Origin of the sequence: Micropruina sp., from assembly GCF_047602385.1 — a bacterium.
Taxonomy (GTDB): domain Bacteria; phylum Actinomycetota; class Actinomycetes; order Propionibacteriales; family Propionibacteriaceae; genus Micropruina.
The window spans coordinates 42,257-60,083 of sequence record NZ_JASGHL010000002.1; the positions used below are offsets into that span (position 1 = coordinate 42,257).

20 protein-coding genes are annotated in these 17,827 nt (G+C 68.8%); 11 read left to right on the forward strand and 9 right to left on the reverse strand.

The genetic code is table 11. The features are described 5' to 3' along the window. Positions 1-191: 191 nt before the first annotated feature. Positions 192-776: a hypothetical protein gene (locus QM711_RS05130; RefSeq protein WP_415096972.1), complete on the reverse strand. Its 585-nt coding sequence runs from the start codon at positions 774-776 to the stop codon at positions 192-194. A gap of 157 nt (positions 777-933) precedes the next feature. Beyond that, positions 934-2,028, reverse strand: coding sequence for a hypothetical protein (locus QM711_RS05135; protein ID WP_415096974.1), 1,095 nt, complete (start codon positions 2,026-2,028; stop codon positions 934-936). A gap of 504 nt (positions 2,029-2,532) precedes the next feature. Here QM711_RS05135 and QM711_RS05140 point away from each other — a divergent pair. Then, positions 2,533-2,904: a hypothetical protein gene (locus QM711_RS05140; RefSeq protein ID WP_415096976.1), complete on the forward strand. Its 372-nt coding sequence runs from the start codon at positions 2,533-2,535 to the stop codon at positions 2,902-2,904. Positions 2,905-2,930: 26 nt separating this feature from the next. Here QM711_RS05140 and QM711_RS05145 read toward each other — a convergent pair whose 3' ends face one another. The 4 genes from QM711_RS05145 to dnaK all read right to left on the reverse strand — a co-directional run bounded on the left by QM711_RS05145 (position 2,931) and on the right by dnaK (position 7,200). Further along, the gene (locus tag QM711_RS05145) at positions 2,931-3,389 is read right to left on the reverse strand and encodes a heat shock protein transcriptional repressor HspR (RefSeq protein ID WP_415096978.1); all 459 of its coding nucleotides are present in this window, start codon (positions 3,387-3,389) and stop codon (positions 2,931-2,933) included. Between the two features lies 1 nt (position 3,390). Continuing rightward, positions 3,391-4,542, reverse strand: a complete 1,152-nt coding sequence (dnaJ, locus tag QM711_RS05150) for a molecular chaperone DnaJ (protein ID WP_415096980.1) — start codon at positions 4,540-4,542, stop codon at positions 3,391-3,393. Between the two features lie 138 nt (positions 4,543-4,680). Beyond that, positions 4,681-5,136 carry a nucleotide exchange factor GrpE gene (locus QM711_RS05155; protein ID WP_415098601.1) on the reverse strand — a complete coding sequence of 152 codons (456 nt, stop codon included), beginning with the start codon at positions 5,134-5,136 and terminating at the stop codon, positions 4,681-4,683. 201 nt (positions 5,137-5,337) lie between these two features. Beyond that, positions 5,338-7,200, reverse strand: coding sequence for a molecular chaperone DnaK (gene dnaK, locus QM711_RS05160; protein WP_415096982.1), 1,863 nt, complete (start codon positions 7,198-7,200; stop codon positions 5,338-5,340). A 317-nt stretch (positions 7,201-7,517) separates the two neighbouring features. Here dnaK and QM711_RS05165 point away from each other — a divergent pair, with 317 nt between their 5' ends. Next, positions 7,518-8,624, forward strand: a complete 1,107-nt coding sequence (locus QM711_RS05165; RefSeq protein ID WP_415096984.1) for a hypothetical protein — start codon at positions 7,518-7,520, stop codon at positions 8,622-8,624. Here the strand turns inward: QM711_RS05165 and QM711_RS05170 are convergent. After that, complete coding sequence (locus QM711_RS05170) at positions 8,579-9,529, reverse strand: hypothetical protein (protein WP_415096986.1); 951 nt, start codon at positions 9,527-9,529, stop codon at positions 8,579-8,581. The genes QM711_RS05165 and QM711_RS05170 overlap by 46 nt on opposite strands. Positions 9,530-9,659: 130 nt before the next feature. Here QM711_RS05170 and ddaH point away from each other — a divergent pair, with 130 nt between their 5' ends. The 4 genes from ddaH (at position 9,660) to QM711_RS05190 (ending at position 12,884) form a co-directional block, all read left to right on the forward strand. Continuing rightward, complete coding sequence (gene ddaH, locus QM711_RS05175; protein ID WP_415096988.1) at positions 9,660-10,433, forward strand: dimethylargininase; 774 nt, start codon at positions 9,660-9,662, stop codon at positions 10,431-10,433. A gap of 24 nt (positions 10,434-10,457) precedes the next feature. Next, a complete protein-coding gene (locus QM711_RS05180) occupies positions 10,458-11,135 on the forward strand; it encodes an HAD family hydrolase (RefSeq protein ID WP_415096990.1) in 678 nt (225 codons plus the stop codon). A gap of 37 nt (positions 11,136-11,172) precedes the next feature. Then, the gene (locus QM711_RS05185; protein ID WP_415096992.1) at positions 11,173-11,826 is read left to right on the forward strand and encodes an HAD family hydrolase; all 654 of its coding nucleotides are present in this window, start codon (positions 11,173-11,175) and stop codon (positions 11,824-11,826) included. Between the two features lie 104 nt (positions 11,827-11,930). Beyond that, a complete protein-coding gene (locus QM711_RS05190; RefSeq protein ID WP_415096994.1) occupies positions 11,931-12,884 on the forward strand; it encodes a proline dehydrogenase family protein in 954 nt (317 codons plus the stop codon). Here QM711_RS05190 and metB read toward each other — a convergent pair. Continuing rightward, positions 12,782-14,098, reverse strand: a complete 1,317-nt coding sequence (metB, locus tag QM711_RS05195) for a cystathionine gamma-synthase (protein ID WP_415096996.1) — start codon at positions 14,096-14,098, stop codon at positions 12,782-12,784. The genes QM711_RS05190 and metB overlap by 103 nt on opposite strands. 310 nt (positions 14,099-14,408) lie before the next feature. Here metB and QM711_RS05200 point away from each other — a divergent pair, with 310 nt between their 5' ends. The 5 genes from QM711_RS05200 to QM711_RS05220 all read left to right on the forward strand — a co-directional run bounded on the left by QM711_RS05200 (position 14,409) and on the right by QM711_RS05220 (position 16,691). Beyond that, positions 14,409-14,837 (forward strand): CBS domain-containing protein, encoded by a 429-nt coding sequence (locus QM711_RS05200; RefSeq protein ID WP_415096998.1) that lies wholly within the window; start codon positions 14,409-14,411, stop codon positions 14,835-14,837. A gap of 4 nt (positions 14,838-14,841) precedes the next feature. Then, a complete protein-coding gene (locus QM711_RS05205) occupies positions 14,842-15,315 on the forward strand; it encodes an aminoacyl-tRNA deacylase (protein WP_415097000.1) in 474 nt (157 codons plus the stop codon). Between the two features lie 108 nt (positions 15,316-15,423). Beyond that, positions 15,424-15,633: a CsbD family protein gene (locus QM711_RS05210; protein ID WP_415097002.1), complete on the forward strand. Its 210-nt coding sequence runs from the start codon at positions 15,424-15,426 to the stop codon at positions 15,631-15,633. Between the two features lie 133 nt (positions 15,634-15,766). Further along, on the forward strand, positions 15,767-16,048 hold the full coding sequence (locus QM711_RS05215; RefSeq protein ID WP_415097004.1) for an acylphosphatase: 282 nt from the start codon (positions 15,767-15,769) through the stop codon (positions 16,046-16,048). A 109-nt stretch (positions 16,049-16,157) separates the two neighbouring features. Further along, the gene (locus QM711_RS05220; protein ID WP_415097006.1) at positions 16,158-16,691 is read left to right on the forward strand and encodes a bifunctional adenosylcobinamide kinase/adenosylcobinamide-phosphate guanylyltransferase; all 534 of its coding nucleotides are present in this window, start codon (positions 16,158-16,160) and stop codon (positions 16,689-16,691) included. Positions 16,692-17,030: 339 nt separating this feature from the next. On the opposite strand, the gene QM711_RS05225 is transcribed toward QM711_RS05220, so the two are convergent. Further along, entirely contained in the window at positions 17,031-17,801 is a 771-nt protein-coding gene (locus QM711_RS05225) for an adenosylcobinamide-GDP ribazoletransferase (protein ID WP_415097008.1), read from the reverse strand. Positions 17,802-17,827: the final 26 nt, after the last annotated feature.

Consider the following 17,827-nt stretch of genomic DNA (forward strand, 5'->3'; position numbering starts at 1 on the left):
CCGCCGCCGACAGTTTCCTCGGTGAACGCGCAACTCCGCGAATAGGTGCTGCCGGGCGGGTGAGAAAGTGATCCGCGGACCTCCCTCGACGCAGCGAACCTCCGGGCGTGCCGACTTCGTGCGTACGGCGCACGTCGTGGCATCGGTAGGTCGCGGACGAGGCGAGGGCCGCAGATCGTCGATCGGCCAGGTCAGTTGAAGTCGAATGTGAGTCGCGCGGATGGATCGATGCTGGAGATGATGCGGCCATAGAAGTCGCGTACCTGACTTCGCAGCACCTCTTCATTGGAGCCGAGGTACGTCTCCTTCTTGCCATCATTGAGGATGGCATTTACCATCTCGACCGTGTCGATTCTCGGCGTGACCCAACTGACCACTCCCCCACTCTCGACCACGAGCCGGAACTTGACGTCGTCGTGGCCGAGAAAGTCAAACCGGGGAACACTGAGGCGGAACTCGTTAGTCCCGTTTTGCGAGATCGTCACGTTCTTACCATTGATTCCCAACTTGGCGTTGAAGGAATACTCTATGAAGGATGCCCGCTCGCTGCCCGGAACGTCAACCCCATAAAATGTGGTCTTGCTATTCTTCGATGAGATACCTTGAATGCCTAAGCTAAGCAGCACGACCTGCTCTGTGCGGGTGACTGCGTTAACGATCTGGGTGTTTTGCGAGTCTCTTTGCGCACCGAACAGCGACAAGCCCGGGAGAATCCTACCGATTCCTACCGCAGCCGCCGCTCCGACGCTCATCAGGCAGACCACCAACACAATCATCAGTCCAATACGAGTGCGTCGTCGCGCAGCGGCCATCATCTCTTCCGTTCCTGCTCAGCGGCCCGCTGAAGATCAACAACCGCAGACCTGGGGGTATAGCCGGATCATGCCTGCCGTCGCTCCAACTGTCCACTGGCTGCGCTGTTAGGCGTCCGACCTATGCCGGCGACGCGGGAAAGACCACAAGCGATCCGTCACGCTCGCGCGCGATGTCGATGGCCACATCGGTCGGCCCGACCCCGGATCTGACGCCGTCGCCGAGTCTGCGAATCCGGTGTGCCGCCTGCATCATGCGATCGACCTCCCGAGGCCCGAAGGGTCGCTTGCGCCCGCGTGGGGATGTCAGTTCAAGTTCCGATAAGCGCATCAGGACCGAGGCGATTCCGGACTCCAGTTCATTGATGCGCTGCTGGTCCTGCCGGAGGCCGCGTCCGAAGCTCAGCAGCGGATTCCCAGGGTTCGCTTGCGCGTGCTCTACGGCCTGCAGAACCACGATACGCCGCTTCAACGCAATAGCCAGAGCAGCTATTTCAACATGTGCACGGAACTCTCCGTCAGCGCCGCTCACCCCCGGAAACGACTTGGTCAGCATGTCAACCTCAACGGCTTTTCCAGGCGGAAGCCCATCAAGCGCATTGATCCATCGCACCGACCGACGATCGGCGGATGTTAGCGCGGTACTGATTTCATGGGCCGCAGAATCGAGCCCCAGCGGGTGACCGATTTCTCCATGATCAAGGAGGATCCGAGTCGCCGTATCTATCGCATCACGGCACGCCTCAAGCCTGTCCCGCTCGGCATCGAGGGCTTCGTCCTTCAGGCTCGTCAGCAAACCAGCGAGATTGTCAATTGCCTGCTGCCTCCTGCGCTCGGAGTCGACGCTCAAGCCCACGGCCACCGCCATCAGAACCAGAGGTGCCGCGATCGCCAGGGCGGCAGTTCCGGCCGCGGCAGCGCTCGCGGCCGCGCTGGTTGCGCCGAACGCACCCGGGGTGGCTTTGCCTACAGGTACGAATGTCGCATTGGCGACGATCTCTTTGGAGTCCCTAAGTGCACTGTAGATACCACCCGTCGCAGCAGTGGATGTCGTGGGGCGAACGATCCCGCTTCCGAACTGAGCGGCCACTCGCGCAGGGACGATCATGCGGTACAGGCCTTCGCCACCCTCCGACGCGACAACCGCCTGAGAACCTCGCGCCGAGTCGCGGATTAGGTTCGAGAGATACTGCGCGAGCGGCGCGGTCGTCCCCATGGGCATACCATGGCTACGGTCGAGATCCGCGGGCAAAGAGCGTGGCGATGGGTTGTTCGGCCAGGTTGGAAAGCGCCGTTCTGAGTTCAGCCAAGCGCTGAGCGGTCATTGGCGCGTCGCTCAACACGGGCACTTGCTCCCCCCCGGTCGCCAGAGTCCAAACCGGGACGTGGACGTCAGCACGTTGGTTCACTTCTACTCCTAAGAGCTCGGGTTTTCCTTGACCGACAAGCGGCACCGAACCCTGACGGCCGCCGCACGGTCCAGTCTCTCCGAACTTCTATGTCAACTTCGACACGAGTATCTCTTTGGCTCGTGGCGTATCAGACCCGTCCGGGACGTCTCCTAGAGACATCTTTCGCGGACGGGCGCTGGCGGTAAGGGTGGCCGTGATTGGCACACCGCCCTCATCCTGCCGGCCCGGCCGACCGCATCGGGCCTGGTGGTCGGGCCGTTTCCGGCAATCGTGAGACGATCGTTTCTCGACGAGAGGAACGAACCACAGTGATCACCAAGCTCACCCTGGCCATCGGCGCACTGCTCACCCTGACCGGCGTGATCGCCTACCTGGCGACCGGCGCCGTCAGCATGACCGCCCTGATCCCCAGCGCGGTCGGGGTTCTGCTGCTCGCCGCCGGCTGGATCGCCCGCAACCCGAAGCTCCATCGCCACGCCATCCACGCCGCCCTCGCGGTCGCACTGCTCGGCGCCCTCGGCTCGGTGATGAACGTCGCCAAGGTCGGTCAGCTGTTCGCCGGCACCGCCGAGCGGCCTGGCGCGATCTGGGCCAGCCTGGTGATGTTCGTCCTGTTGCTCGCCTACCTCGCCGTCGGCATCCGCTCGTTCATCGCCGCCCGCCGAGCCCGGACGGCTTGACCGCCGAACCCAAACGCGGACCTGACTCAGGCGTCCTCGGGGTTCACCACACTCGGACGGCCGGGCAGCGCCAGGGTCGGACGCCGGGCCGGCCGGCGGCCAAGATGGACGTCGCCGGCGGAGGCGGCGGTGAAGAGCCGGGACGCCCGGGGTTCGGCCTGCAGCGCCGCCACCAGCTCAGCCACCTTGGCCAGCTGACCGCGCAGGGCGTCCAGCTCGTCCTCCAGCGCCAGGATCCGGCGGATTCCTTCGAGGTTGATCCCCTCGCGCTGCGAGAGGTGCTGGATGTGCCGCAGCTTGGCGATATCGCGCAGCGAGTACCGCCGTCCGCGCCCCCGCGCCCGCTGCGGCACGACCAGGCCCACCCGGTCGTAGCCGCGCAGCGTCTGCGGATGCATCTCCGCCAGCTGCGCCGCCACCGAGATGACGAAGATGGGTGCGTCGGAATCGATCCGCTGCGGCAGGAACTCCGACGAGCTGGTCATCTCAGCCCCCGTACAGCGAGGCCCGCGGATCGGAGTCGTCGCCGATTGCGGCGGCGAAGCTGGCCAGGGCCTCCTTGGCGGTGTCGTTGAGGGCGTTCGGCACCTGGACCTCGACCGTCACCAGCAGGTCGCCGGTGCTGCCGTCGGACTTGCGTACACCCTTGCCGCGGACCCGGAAGGTGCGTCCGTTCGGGGTGCCCGGCGCGATCTTGAGGGTGACCCGCTGCCCGCCCAGGGTGGGCACCGAGATGTCGGCGCCGAGCGCCGCTTCGGTGAACGTGACCGGCACAGTGAGGGTCAGATTGTCGGCCTTGCGCCCGAACAGCTTGTGCGGCCGGACATGCACCGCGACGTACAGGTCGCCGGGTGCGCCGCCATTCTCACCGGCGCCGCCCTTGCCCTTGATCCGGATCTTCTGCCCATCGGTCACCCCGGCCGGGATGCGCACCTGCATCGACTTGGTCGACCGGCCGCGTCCGGAACCGGCGCAGACCGGGCACGGCTCCTCGACGATCAGCCCGCGGCCGCGGCAGTCCTTGCACGGCTCGCTGACCGCGAACACGCCGCCCGACGTCGAGGTCTGCATGCCGCTGCCCTGGCAGGTCGGGCACACCTTCGGCAGCGTCCCGGACTTCGCACCGGTGCCCGAACAGGCCGCACAGGCGTCGTCCGAGACCGTCTGCATGGTGACGGTGACGCCGTCCACGGCGTCGGTGAAGTCGATCGTCGCCTCGCCCTCGATGTCCTGCCCGCGGCGCGGACCGCGGCTGGTCGTCGTGCGACGGGTCGAGGTGCCGCCGAACAGATTGCCGAACAGGTCGGAGATGTTGCCGCCCGCCGCTCCGCCGCCGGCGTTGCGGAACAGGTCCTCCATGGAAGGTCCCTGGCCGCCGCCGGGGAACCGGAATCCGCCGCCGCCGAACATGCTGCGCGCGTCGTCGTACTCCTTGCGCTTCTTCGGGTCGGACAGCACCGAGTTGGCCTCGGAGATGTCCTTGAAGCGCTGCTCGGCGGCCGGGTTGTTCTGATTCTGGTCGGGATGATTCTCCCGGGCCAGCTTGCGGAACGCCTTCTTGATCTCGTCCGGCTTGGCGTCGGAGGAGACGCCGAGGACCTTGTAGAAGTCCTTTTCGAGCCAGTCCTTGGTGCTCATGTCGTGACGCCTCCTTTCGTGTCTACATCCTGCGTGGTCTCGACAAGCTCGACCAACGGTTTGAGTCAGTTGGTCTCGACAAGCTCGACCAGCGGTTCTACGGTCTCGACAAGCTCGACCAACGGGTCTGCGGTGAACTCACTCGGGCTCGGCGACGCCGACCCGGGCCGGGCGGAGCACCCGGTCGTTCAGCCGGACGCCCTTCTGCATCAGCGCCGAGACCGTGGTGACCTCAATGCCGTCCATCGGCACCTGCATCAGCGCCTCATGGATATTGGGGTCGAACTCGTCGCCGACCGCACCGTAGACGCTCAGCCCGTACTTGGCGGTGAGCCGCTCCAGCTCCTCGGCGACCAGCTTGAAGCCGCCGGTGAGTTCATCGTGCTCGCGAGCTGCCTCGATGCTGTCCAGCACCGGCAGCAGATCGAGGACGACCGCCTCGACGCCGCCCTGGCGGGCCAGCGAGCGATCCCGGTCGACCCGCTTCTTGTAGTTGGCGTACTCGGCCTGCAGCCGCTGCAGGTCCTGGGTGCGCTCGGCGGCCAGTTCCTCCAGTTCGGCGATCTTGGCGGCCACGACCGGCTCACCGGTTATCGACTGTCCGGACGCCTCAGCTACCGGCACGTCCACGACCTCCTCCGCACTGGACACCGACTGCGGACTGACCGCGGATGCCGACTCCGGGACCTCCGGCGACGACTCGGCGGTGGGCTCTTGCTCGTGCTTGCTCACGGATTGATTCTCCTTCGCGCGGCCGGTCCGTGGGTGCAGCGACCCACGGACCGGTCGACGGCGTCACTTCTTGTCGTTGTCCTCATCATCGACGATCTCGGCGTCCACCACGTCGTCATCGGCGGCTGCCGACGGCGCGTCGCCGTTCTCGGACGCCGATGCCTGCGACTCGCTCGCCTGCTTGGCCTGGGCGGCGGCGTACATGGCCTGACCCATCGCCGACGCTTTGGTGTTCAGGTCGTCCATGGCGGTCTTGACCGCGTCGTTGTCGTCGCCGGCCAGGGCTTCCTTCAGCTTGGCCAGGGACTCCTCGACCGGAGCCTTCACGTCGTCGGTGATCGACTCGGCGTTGTCGGCGATCAGCTTCTCGGTGCGGAACGCCAGGGCGTCCGCCTCGTTGCGCATCTCGACGGCCTCGCGGCGCTTGCGGTCCTCTTCGGCGTGGCTCTCGGCGTCCTTGACCATCCGGTCGATGTCGTCCTTGCCCAGCGCGGAACCGCCGGTCACCGTCATGGACTGCTCCTTGCCGGTGGCCAGGTCCTTGGCGTGGACGTGCACGATGCCGTTGGCGTCGATGTCGAAGGTGACCTCGATCTGCGGCACGTTGCGCGGCGCCGGCATCAGGCCGGTGAGCTCGAAGTTGCCCAGCGACTTGTTGTCGCGGGCGAAATCGCGCTCGCCCTGGTAGACCTGGATCATCACCGACGGCTGGTTGTCCTCGGCGGTGGTGAACACCTCGGACCGCTTGGTCGGAATAGTGGTGTTGCGCTCGATGATCTTGGTCATCACGCCGCCCTTGGTCTCGATGCCGAGGCTCAGCGGGGTGACGTCGAGCAGCAGCACGTCCTTCACCTCGCCCTTCAGCACGCCGGCCTGCAGCGCGGCGCCCAGCGCGACGACCTCGTCCGGGTTGACGCTCTTGTTCGGCTCCTTGCCACCGGTCAGTTCCTTGACCAGGTCGGCCACGGCCGGCATCCGGGTGGAGCCACCGACCAGGATGACGTGGTCGATCTTGCCGACCGAGGTGTTGGCGTCGGAGATCACCGCGTTGAACGGCGACCGGCAGCGGTCCAGCAGGTCCTGGGTCATCCGCTGGAACTCGGCCCGGGTGAGCTTCTCGTCCAGGTGCAGCGGGCCGTCGGCGCCGGCAGTGATGTAGGGCAGGTTGATCGAGGTCTCCTGGGTGGACGACAGCTCGATCTTTGCCCGCTCGGCGGCTTCCTGCAGGCGCTGGCGCGCCATCTTGTCCTTGCTCAGGTCGATGCCGTTGGCGTTCTTGAACTGCTTGACCAGCCAGTCGACGATGCGCTGGTCCCAGTCGTCGCCGCCCAGCCGGTTGTCGCCCTTGGTGGCCTTCACCTCGAAGACGCCGTCGGCGATCTCGAGCAGCGACACGTCGAAGGTGCCGCCGCCGAGGTCGAAGACCAGCACGGTCTGCTCGGTGTGGCCCTTGTCCAGGCCGTAGGCCAGCGCCGCCGCGGTCGGCTCGTTGATGATCCGGTCGACGGTCAGGCCGGCGATCTCACCGGCCTCCTTGGTGGCCTGCCGCTCGGCGTCGGAGAAGTAGGCGGGCACGGTGATCACCGCGTTGGTGACCGGCTCGCCCAGGTAGGCTTCGGCGTCCCGCTTGAGCTTCTGCAGGACGCGGGCGCTGATCTCTTGCGCGGTGTAGCCCTTGCCGTCGATGTCGACGGTCCAGGTGGTGCCCATGTGGCGCTTCACCGAGCGGATGGTGCGGTCGACGTTGGTGACCGCCTGACGCTTGGCGACCTCGCCGACCAGCACCTCGCCGGTCTTGGTGAACGCGACCACCGAGGGCGTCGTGCGGGCGCCCTCGGCGTTGGGGATGACGGTGGGCTCGCCGCCCTCAAGGACGGCGATGACCGAGTTGGTGGTGCCGAGGTCGATGCCTACTGCACGAGCCATTGCGGGTTCCTCCAGTGTTGTGATGTGCTTCTTGCCGGCTCCAGCCGGCCACGTTGTTGAGCCTAACACGCTCAATCGCAAAGTTGAGCGCACCTGACTCAACTACATCCGACGAGAAGGTATTCCGCGCTCGCGGATCGAGACACACCAGTTGCCCGGATTTCTTGCTGGACGCCGAACTCTTCCCTGCTGACAAGGTGTTTCGGGGCAGAGCTACGATCCCAGGGGCCGGCCGAAGGGGTCTCCCGCGGCTCGCGCGGAAGCCATAGCGTGTCAGATTGGATGCCGGCAGTTCCCGAGGCGAAGGAGACGAACCCGTGCCGAACGATCGTCCCGGCGAGCGCGCGGACGCCGATCTGTGGGGTGAGGAGACCGGCTGGTTCTTCCAGCCGCAGAGCGACACCGACGCCGGGCTGAGCTACCGCGGCGAGCGTGCCCAGACCGATCCGGACGGCGCGCACGGACGGCCGGGAACCACCTCGGCACCACCCACCGATGCCGCCACCCCAGCCACTCGATCGCCCGCCGGCACCCCCCGCGCAACCCCGAAGCAGGCTCCCGGCTCCCGCGCAAACCCGGCACCGGCTCCCGGCCCAGCGGCACCGCCGCCTCGCTCGGCGACGTCCACCCCGTCCCCGGCGTCCTCGCCGCCGGGGTCATCGCGACGCCCTCCCGCAGCAGGGAGTGCCGACCCCAGTCACTCGATCGGACGCTCGATCGCGCTGGGTGCGATGACCGGGGTGATCGTGCTGTTCCTGGCCTGGTTCTTCCTGGTCCGCCCGTCGGCCGAGCCGACCCGGGCCGTCCCGATCCGGGTGATCAGCGAGACCCCCACGATCACCGCCACCCCGGCCCCGACGTCCTCGTCGCCGACTCCGCAGCCGAGCCGGATCCCGACGCGCACCTCGACGCCCACCCAGACCCCTACCCCGACGCCCACCCCAACGCCGACCCCAACCCCGACCAACGGCCTCAACGACGCCTCGAACCGGCTGGGCTGGAACTTCCTCATCGACGGGCTCGGGCCGGTGAAACTCGGCTTGGACTGGGCGGACGCGGTCGAACTCGGCGTCCTTCAGCAAGTGCCGAACGCGTGCAGTTCGCAGTCCCCGACGGATCTCCTCGGCGACGTCCGGGTCTACGCATCGGGGGGCCGGGTGAGTGCCATCGACATCCGCAGCGCCGCGTTCCCCAGTGGCCGCGGCATCCGGATCGGGGCCACCCTGGCCGAACTCAGGTCCGCCTACGGAAGTTCGCTGAAGTCGACCGAGATGACCGAGGGCGGCGTCCGGGTCACCCACTGGGCGATCACCAGCCCCAACCAGTACATCGCCTACCTGGTGGACGACGGTGACGTGGTCGACCGGATCGCCATCGGCTACCGCGGCGTCGACGACTCGATCACCCTGCCGCCGCCCTGCTGAACGGCGCGTCCCAGCAACGGCACCAGCGCGTCCAGCACCGGGAACGAATGCCACAACGGATGTCCGAGGCCGGCGACCTCCACCGTCAGGCCGGCCTCCGGGGCGAGCTCGTGCAGCACCCCGAAAGCCTCGCGCTGGCACAGGTCGCTGCGCTCGCCGCGGACCAGGTTGACCACCAGCGAGCCGTCCAGCGGCAGATCTCCGGGCAGGTGGGGTTGGGCCAGCACCTGGCCGATCGCCACCAGGTCGACCGCGCCGTACCGCACCCACGGTTCCCGCAGCTGCCTGCGCCTGGCCCGCATCACCCAGTCGTGGGCATGGTTGGTGGCATAGCTCGCGGGCTGGCGCAGCACGTCGGCGAGGTTGTGCAGTTCGAGCGTCAGCAGACTGCGCGACAGGGTCGCGACCGGCTCAATCATGGTCATCGAGCGGACGTCGGCCAGCTGCTGCCAGCGCCGCAGGGCCGCCACCGCCAGCGAGCAGCCGGTTGAGTATCCGATCAGGTCCACCCGGGCCGGCCGCGTCCGCCCGAGCGCGTCCAGCGCCGCCAGCTGGTAGTCCACCATCAGCTCGGCCCAGGCCTCGATGTCGCCGCGCAGCATCCGTTTGCGGACCCGGCCCGGGAGGGCGTCACCGAACCGGCTCATCCCGGGTATCTCGGTGAGCAGCACCGGCTCGCCGAACGACGTGGCGAGCATCCGGCACTTCGCGGTCTCCCACGGGCCGAGCGGGGTGTTGAACCCAGGAAAGTAGACCAACAGGTCCGCGGCCGGCTCATCGCCGGTGATCAGCGCCTCCAGCGGGGACTCCCGGTCGTCGAGCCGGGCGACGAACTGCAGCGACCGGCCGGCCGGCTCGGGCAGCCCGCGCGTCCGGTCCACGCTGAGGTTCACCAGTTCGCGCATGCGTCGATGCTAATCCGCGGCCGCCGGCGAGGGAGGCGAGCCCGGCCAGGTCGGCGGCGCGGAGCTGACCGGCCGTCCACAACCGGCGCGGCGTCCGGTGCGCGTGCGACATAACCGCCAGACTGGGCCTGTGCATGATCAGCGAGCTCTAGTCCGGCGCCCTTCGCCTCGGTTGGCCGAAGGTTTGCTCACCCACATCGAACGCCAGCCGATAGACGTCGACCGCGCCCTGCAGCAGTGGGAGGGCTACCGGGCGACGCTCGAGGCCAACGGTTGGGAGACCATCGAGGCGCCGGCCGCCCCGGACTGCCCGGACGGCGTCTTCATCGAGGACACCATGGTCACCTACGCCGACGTGGCGGTGATCGCCCACCCAGGGGCCGACGAGCGGCGTGCCGAGCTGCCCGGCGCCGAACTGGCCGTCCGCAGCCTCGGCTACCGGATCGCCCGGATCACCGCACCCGGAACCCTGGACGGCGGCGACGTCCTCAAGCACGACCGCACCGTCTGGGTGGGCATCGGCGACCGGACCAACTCCGAGGGTGCCCGGCAACTCGCCGCCGCGCTGGAGCCGCTCGGCGCCCGGGTCGTCGAGGTGCCGATCACCAAGGTGCTGCACCTGAAGTCCGCGGTCACCGCGCTGCCGGACGGCACCGTGCTGGGCCATCCGTCGTTCGTGGACGACCCGGACTACTTCCCGAAGTACCTGGAGGTTCCCGAACCGGACGGCGCCCACGTCGTGCTGCTCAACGAGGACCGGCTGCTGATCTCGGCGTCCGCGCCGAAGACCGCCGAGTTGCTCGCCGAGCGCGGCTACACCCCGGTCCCGGTGGACATCAGCGAGTTCGAGAAGCTCGAGGGCTGTGTGACCTGCCTGTCGGTGCGGTTGCGCGGCCTGTCCTGAGCCCACCCGGGAGAGGTTGCCAGCATGACGCAGGCCGTCATCTTCGATCTGGACGGCACCCTGATCGACACCGAGCCGGTCTGGGACCAGGTGCGCCGGGCGCTCGCCGCCGAGGACGGCACCGAGTGGCCCGACTCCGCGAGCCGGGCGGTGATGGGCATGAGCACCCGGGAGTGGTCGGCCTACATGTCGGAGGTGGCCGGCATCGGCGCCACCGCCGAGGTCGCGGCCGAGCGCACCATCGACGCGCTCACCGCCCGCTACCACCAGGACCTGCCGGTGCTGCCCGGCGCTCGGGAGGTGGTGCGCCGGCTCGCCGCGCACTGGCCGCTCGCGGTGGCGTCCTCGTCGCCCCGGGTGCTGATCGAGCACGCCCTGGACGCACTCGGGGTCCGGGAGCTGATCGACGTCGTCCGCTCCACCGAGGAAGGGGCGGGATGCGGCAAGCCGGCACCGGATGCCTTCCACTGGGCCGCAGAGCAACTCGGTGTCGAACCCGCCCGGACGGTCGTGGTCGAGGACTCCGCCAACGGCATCCTGGCCGGACTGAACGCGGGGATGCCGGTGATCGCGGTCCCGCGTCCCTTCCTTCCCCCGCCGGACGAGGTGCTGGCCAGAGCATCGGTGGTGCTGCCGCACCTGGACGGGCTGACGGTGGAACTGGTGCGGGAGGTGGGCTCGCGCCAGGTCGGCAGCGGGTGAGCCGATCGGTCGACGGGTTTGACCGTAGGGTGAACGGGTGATCACCGCCTTCTGGGACATCGACGGCACCCTGGTGCAGAGCCCGAAGGGCCGCGCCGACCTGTTCAGCGAGACGATCGCGGCGCTCGGCGTCGAGCCGGTGGCGCCGACCGGGCCCCGCGACGGGTTCACCGACCGGCGGCTCGCCGAGGCGCATCTGGCGGCGGCCGGGCTGGCGGCGTCCCGGGTGGACGAGTACCTGCTGACCCTCGACCGGCTGTCCGCCGAGTTTTACGAACACACCCCGCGGGTGCCGGTCCCGGGCGCCCGCGAGGCGCTTCAGTTGACCAGGCGCGCCGGCTGGCGGAACGGGCTGCTGACCGGGAACACCCCGCTGCGCGCACGGACCAAGCTGCGCACCTCCGGGTTCGACCTGGACGCCGTCGACTGGAATCTGTTCGCCTCGGGCGGCTACGTCAGCGACCGCGCCGAGCTCGGCCGTCAGGCTCGGCTGCTGGCCGGCGACGGGCCGCTGCTGGTTCTTGGCGACACCGCACTGGACGCCGTCGCCGCCGAGGCCGCCGGGGCGTCCTTCGTTGCGGTGAACACCGATCCGGCGGTGCTGGCCACCATTGCCGAGCGGGCCGTGCTCGCGGTCAGTTCGCTGGACTCGGCCGATTTCGTCGAGTTCGTCGCTTCGCTGCGCGGCTGACCTCTTCTCTCAGGCGCCGGTTTCGGCAGCCGTCCACTAGGGTCTGGTGCCGTGAGGCCGATCCGGTCCCATCGATCGGCCGTCGATTCCGCGAGGAGGCCAGGTTGCTGAAGACGGTGTTGCTGGGGCTGTCCCGGTCGCCGCTGGTGAAGCGGGCAGTCGTGAGGTTCCCGCCGACCCGGCGGGTGGTGCAGCGCTTCGTCGCGGGCGAGAGCATCGACGACTGCCTGCGGGTGGTGCACGAACTGCTGGCCGGAGGCCTGCTGGCCACCATCGACTTCCTGGGCGAAGACACCGTCACCGTGGCGCAGGCCGACCGGGTCACCGACACCTACGCCGACCTGCTGGCCCGGATCGCGGCCGAAGGGATCGGCGACCGGGTCGAGGTCTCGATCAAGCTGTCCGCGCTCGGCTCGCTGCTCAAGGACGGCTACGAGCTGGCCCTCGACAACGCCCGGGTGATTTGTGCCGCCGCCGCCCGGGCCGGCACCACGGTGACCGTCGACATGGAGGATCACACCTCCACCGACGCCACTTTGCGCACTGTGCGGGCGCTTCGCCGCGACTACCCGTGGGTGGCTGCCGTGCTGCAGGCCATGCTGTTCCGCACCGGGCGGGACTGCGTCGCGCAGACCGGCGAGGGCGACCGGGTCCGGCTGTGCAAGGGTGCCTACGCCGAACCTGCGGAGGTCGCTCATCAGGCCAAGGGCGCTGTCGACCGCAACTACCGGCGATGCGCGTCCATCCTGCTCGAGGGTGCCGGACGTCCGCTGTTCGCCACTCACGACAGCACGATGATCGAGCATGTCAGCGCCGAGGCGAACCGGGTCGACCGGGCCACGTCGTCCTATGAGTTCCAGATGCTGCTCGGCATCCGTGCCGACGAGCAGCGCCGCCTCGCCCGCCTCGGCCATCCGGTGCGGGTCTACGTGCCGTTCGGCACCGACTGGTACGCCTACTTCATGCGGCGGCTGGCCGAGCGACCCGCGAACCTGATGTTCCTGCTGCGGGCGCTGGTCGAGCGACCGCGGAAGAAGCGGGTGACGTCCGGCTTCTGAACGACTGGTTGAGCGTCGAAACCCGTGCCGATTGAGCTTATGAAACCCCTTGTCAGGGGCAGCCGATCCAGCGCCCCGCGCAGGTCGGCCAGCAGATCGTCGACGTGCTCGATGCCGATGCTGAGCCGGATCATGCCCGGCGTGATGCCGGCGGCCGCCTGCACCTCCGGCGGCATGGACGCGTGGGTCATCGTCCCGGGATGGGAGACCAGCGATTCGGTGCCGCCGAGCGATTCGGCCGGACAGAACAGGGTGAGACCCTCCATGAAGGTCTTCGCGGCGTCCAGGCCACCGTGCAGCTCGAAGGTGACGATCCCGCCGAACAATTGCTGCTGGGTGGCCGCCAGCTGGTGTCCCGGATGATCGGGCAGGCTCGGGTGATACACCGCGGCGACCGCCGGGTGCCCGGCCAGCAGGTCGATCACCGCGGCGCCGTTGCTCTCGTGGTGGGCCATCCGGGCGTGCAGGGTGCGCAGCCCGCGCAGCAGCAGGTACGAGTCGAAGGCTCCCCCGGTGACCCCCAGGCAGTTCGCCCACCAGGCCAGATCCTGGACCTGCTCGTCGTCGCTGCCGACGATCGCGCCGGCCACCACGTCCGAGTGCCCGGAGAGGTACTTGGTGGCCGAGTGCACCACCAGGTCGGCGCCCAGCGCGAGCGGACGCTGCCCCAGCGGGGTGCAGAAGGTGTTGTCGACCACCACGGTCGCACCGACCGCGTGCCCCTCGGTCGCCAAGGTGGCGATGTCGGTGATCCGGAGCAGCGGGTTGGACGGCGACTCGAGCCACAGCAACGTGGGACGCCGGGTCCGGATCACCTCCGCGGCCCCCTGCGGATCGGTCAGGTCGGCCAGCACCAGCTCGAAGCTGCCCTTGCCGGCGAGCGCGTCGAACAGCCGCCAGGTGCCGCCGTAGCAGTCGTGCGGCGCGACCAGGACGTCCCCAGGCTTCAGCAACGCGCTGACCACGGCGGTGATCGCACCCATCCCACTGGCGGTGACCACCGCCCCGGCACCGCCCTCCAGGCCGGCGATCGCCTCGGCGGCCGCGGCCCGGGTCGGGTTGCCGCGGCGCGCATAGTCGAAGGCGCGCGGCACGCCGAACTCGGCGAAGGTGTACGTGGTGCTCAGATAGATCGGCGGCACCACGGCGCCGTGGGTCAGGTCGGTGTCGATGCCCGCCCGCACAGCACGGGTGATCGGGGACGGTTCCGTCATGACCTTCCTCTCCAGGTGGACGGTTCGCAGTTCGGCCCGGCACCCGCGCTCCCCCTGAGGAAGCGCTGATCATGCAGGGTGTCGCTGGTTGAGCTTGTCGAAACCCCGTTACGGGAGAGGTCTCGACAAGCTCGACCAACGATGATCAGCGCTTCCTCAGGGGAGCGCGGGTTGCCGGCAGGCTGAGGATACTGGCTGGCTCGGCCCGAGCGTGCGGCGCCCAGTGCGGCGTCGGGGTGCCTTGCGGGGGGACGAGCGGCAGTTGCCCGAATTGCTTCCCTCGGTCCGAACCGGCGGGTACGTTCCGACTATGAGGATCGAAGACATCATCCGAGGCAAGGGTGCCGACGTCGTCACGGTCCGGCCCGAGGCGACGGTGGACGAACTGGTGGCGTTGCTCGGCGAGCACCGGATCGGAGCCGTGGTCGTCTCCACCGACGGCGCCCACGTCGACGGGATCGTGAGCGAGCGAGACGTGGTCCGGAAGCTGGGCAGCATCGGCGCGGACGTGCTGACGCTGCCGGTCAGCGAGATCATGACGGCGACCGTGCACACCTGCACCCCTGCGGACACCCTGGAGGAGACCGCCCACACCATGACCTACCAACGGATTCGCCACCTCCCGGTGGTCGTGGACGGCGAGCTGCATGGGGTGATCTCGATCGGCGACGTGGTGAAGCACCGCATCGACCAGCTGCTCGACGAGCGCAACCACCTGCTCGGCTACCTGCACGCCTGAGCCGGTGACGCCCGACGACCCGACGCCGGATCCACCGGCGCTGGCCGCTGCTCGCGCGCTCGGACTGGAGGTCAGTGTGACCAGGCACGGGCCGGTGAGGTCATTGGTTGAGGCGGCCGCCGCCCGCGGCGTCCGGCCGTCCGACATCGTCAAGACCATGGTGGTGCGGCGAGGTCCGGACGATTTCCTCTTCGTCCTGGTCCCCGGCGACCGTGAGATCTCCTGGCCCAAGCTGCGCGCGCTGCTCGGGGTGTCCCGGTTGTCCATGCCGGACGCCGAGGCCGCCTACGCCGCCACCGGGTACCGGCGAGGCACCATCACCCCGTTCGGCGCCCGGACCGCCTGGCCGGTGATCGCGGACGCCTCACTCGCCGGACGCCGAGTCTCGCTGGGCAGCGGCGTCCATGGCGTTGCGCTCGGTGTGGACGCCGCCGCGATGCTCGCGGCGCTCGGGGCGACGGTCGCCGACATCGTCTGAGTCCCGTCCGATCTGGGTGAGCCGGATCACCCCAAAGGGTAGTTGGGCGCCCCTGAGGGCGGGCTAGCCTGGCCAAGACGGTGCACCCGGCACCACAAAGGAGGACGCATGGGTATCGGCGACAAGATCCAGAACAAGGCTCAAGAGGTCGGCGGCAAGGTCAAAGAGGCCGTCGGAGACGCCACGGACAATGAGCGACTCCAGGCTGAAGGCGCTGCCGACCAGGCCGGCGCCAAGGTCAAGCAGGCCGGCGAAGCGGTCAAGGACGGCGCCAAGGATGCTGCCGAAGAGGCCGGCTGGGGCAGAGCCCAGAACTGAGCCGCCATCCATTGCCCGATCACGGTCGGGCCTGATGAGTCCGACGGTGTCGCGCATTCCCGCGCGGCGCCGTCGGCCCGTTGAGAGCGTGGCCGCTGGCGACGCCGGTCGAATCGAAGGTTAGGGTCGTGTCATGGAACGAGCGGTGATCCGAGTCGACGGCTACGTCCAAGGTGTCGGTTTCCGTTGGTGGACGGCGGACCTGGCCCGCGAGCTTCAACTGGTGGGGTACGCCGAGAATCTGCCGGACGGCCAGGTCGAGGTGAACGCGCAGGGCAGCACCGAAGCGCTCGGCACCCTGATCAGCGCCCTGATCGAGCAGCCCACCCGTCGCGGCCGTCCCGGACGCGTGACCGATCACACCATCGACTGGGTGGCCCCCGACCCCAGCCTTCGGCGCTTCTCCGCCCGCTGACCTGTCTCCGGCTTGGCATCAGGCAGATCGCGATACCGATTTCGTCGCAGCCTGAAATCCGTCCTGCCCCGGCGACTCGGCGCGCGTGAGCCCGCGTAGGGTTCGCAGCATGGGCAAGGTTCTGGTCACCGGCGGCGTCCGCTCGGGCAAATCTGCCTACGCCGAGGCCCTCCTGGCCGACGCGGCGACGGTGATGTACCTGACCCCCGGCTACCCGGCCGACCCGGCGTCCGACCCCGAGTGGGCCGCCCGCGTCCATGACCATCGACGCCGGCGGCCCGCGCACTGGCGGACGGTCGAGACGATCGACTTGGCGGGCGCGTTGGCCGCCACCGACTCGCCGGTACTGATCGACTGCATCGGCACCTGGCTGACCCGGTCGATCGATGCCTGGGACGCCTGGGAGCAGCCGTTCGACAACTGGCGCCATCGCTTCGACGACGCCCTGCAGGCCCTGCTCGACTCCTGGCAACAGCACCCGTATACGGTCGTCGCAGTCACCAACGAGGTGGGCTGGGGACTTGTCTCGCCCTACCCGTCCGGGCGCCTGTTCGCCGACCTGCTGGGCCGCACCAACCAGCGCCTCGCCGCCGCCAGCGACGACGTCGTCTTGATGGTGGCCGGACGTCCGCTTCACCTGTGAACCAGACACGGACTTTCCCGCACTGCGGGGACGGTTCTTTCGATGCGAAACTCGCACGTTGGGGGACGGTTCTTTACGTTCGAAACTCGCACGTCCGGGGACGGTTCTTTACGTTCGAAACTCGCACGTCCGGGGACGGGTCTAGGCTCGAGAACCGTCCCCCCGCGTGCGACTTTCGCATCAAAAGAACCGTCCCCCGGCGTGCGACTTTGGCATCGAAAGAACCGTCCCCCGGCGTGCGACTTTGGCATCGAAAGAACCGTCCCCCAACGTGCGAGTTTCGCATCAAAAGAACCGTCCCCGGAGATTCGGGGCGGCCTCGCGCTGCGTGCCGCACACTCAGCCGGCCGTCAGGACTACCAGGACGCCGGCTGTGGCCACCTCGACCGAGGCACCCAGGACGTCACCGGTGATCCCGTCGAGTCGTTGGGACGCCGTCCGGACCAGACACCAGGCGATCGTGGCACCGGCGATCGCCGCCAGCAGACCGAGCCACCAGCGTCCCGCGGACAGTTGCGCGGCGACGCTCAGGGCGAGCGCCAGGAACAGCCATACGCCGGCCGCGAGGACCACCGGAACGCTGGACGCGAACACGGCGCCCAGACCGTCGGGCCGGGCTGCCGGCACCCCGCGGCGTCCGGCGATCACCAGCGCCCCGCGTCCGGCAGCCAACGCCGTCGCCACTGCCAGCCAGCCCCAGGGACGTCCCGCCAGCGCAGCCACCGACGCCACCTGCACGCCGAGCACGACGATCAGGGTGACCACCCCCATCGGCCCGATGTCGCCGCGACGCATGATCTCCAGCGCCCGTTCGGCCGGGCGGCCCGAACCCAGGCCGTCGGCGGTGTCGGCGAGGCCGTCGAGATGGATGGCGCGGGTGAGCCAGGCCACCAGTCCGATCATCAGCAACGCAACCACCGCCACCGGCAACACCCGAGCCAGACCCCACCCGCCCAGCCCGGCAGCCAGCGCGACCGGGGCGAACGCGATCGGCGACACGACCGCGGCAACGCCGGCGACCCTCCGGTCAACGCTCCGCGGTGGCGACACCGGCAGAATCGTCAGGGTGCCCACCGCGAGCCGCCAGCCGTCCACCACCCGGTTGTGCATCCGTCCATCCTCGCAGCGATCGGCCC

What these genes read in the sequence shown, in the direction of transcription:
- QM711_RS05130 (WP_415096972.1), bottom strand. Translation starts at nt 776, where the DNA reads ATGATTGTGTTGGTGGTCTGCCTGATGAGCGTCGGAGCGGCGGCTGCG.
- QM711_RS05135 (WP_415096974.1), bottom strand. Translation starts at nt 2,028, where the DNA reads ATGGGGACGACCGCGCCGCTCGCGCAGTATCTCTCGAACCTAATCCGC.
- QM711_RS05145 (WP_415096978.1), bottom strand. Translation starts at nt 3,389, where the DNA reads ATGACCAGCTCGTCGGAGTTCCTGCCGCAGCGGATCGATTCCGACGCA.
- dnaJ (WP_415096980.1), bottom strand. Translation starts at nt 4,542, where the DNA reads ATGAGCACCAAGGACTGGCTCGAAAAGGACTTCTACAAGGTCCTCGGC.
- dnaK (WP_415096982.1), bottom strand. Translation starts at nt 7,200, where the DNA reads ATGGCTCGTGCAGTAGGCATCGACCTCGGCACCACCAACTCGGTCATC.
- QM711_RS05170 (WP_415096986.1), bottom strand. Translation starts at nt 9,529, where the DNA reads ATGCGCGAACTGGTGAACCTCAGCGTGGACCGGACGCGCGGGCTGCCC.
- QM711_RS05180 (WP_415096990.1), top strand. Translation starts at nt 10,458, where the DNA reads ATGACGCAGGCCGTCATCTTCGATCTGGACGGCACCCTGATCGACACC.
- metB (WP_415096996.1), bottom strand. Translation starts at nt 14,098, where the DNA reads ATGACGGAACCGTCCCCGATCACCCGTGCTGTGCGGGCGGGCATCGAC.
- QM711_RS05200 (WP_415096998.1), top strand. Translation starts at nt 14,409, where the DNA reads ATGAGGATCGAAGACATCATCCGAGGCAAGGGTGCCGACGTCGTCACG.
- QM711_RS05210 (WP_415097002.1), top strand. Translation starts at nt 15,424, where the DNA reads ATGGGTATCGGCGACAAGATCCAGAACAAGGCTCAAGAGGTCGGCGGC.
- QM711_RS05215 (WP_415097004.1), top strand. Translation starts at nt 15,767, where the DNA reads ATGGAACGAGCGGTGATCCGAGTCGACGGCTACGTCCAAGGTGTCGGT.
- QM711_RS05220 (WP_415097006.1), top strand. Translation starts at nt 16,158, where the DNA reads ATGGGCAAGGTTCTGGTCACCGGCGGCGTCCGCTCGGGCAAATCTGCC.
- QM711_RS05225 (WP_415097008.1), bottom strand. Translation starts at nt 17,801, where the DNA reads ATGCACAACCGGGTGGTGGACGGCTGGCGGCTCGCGGTGGGCACCCTG.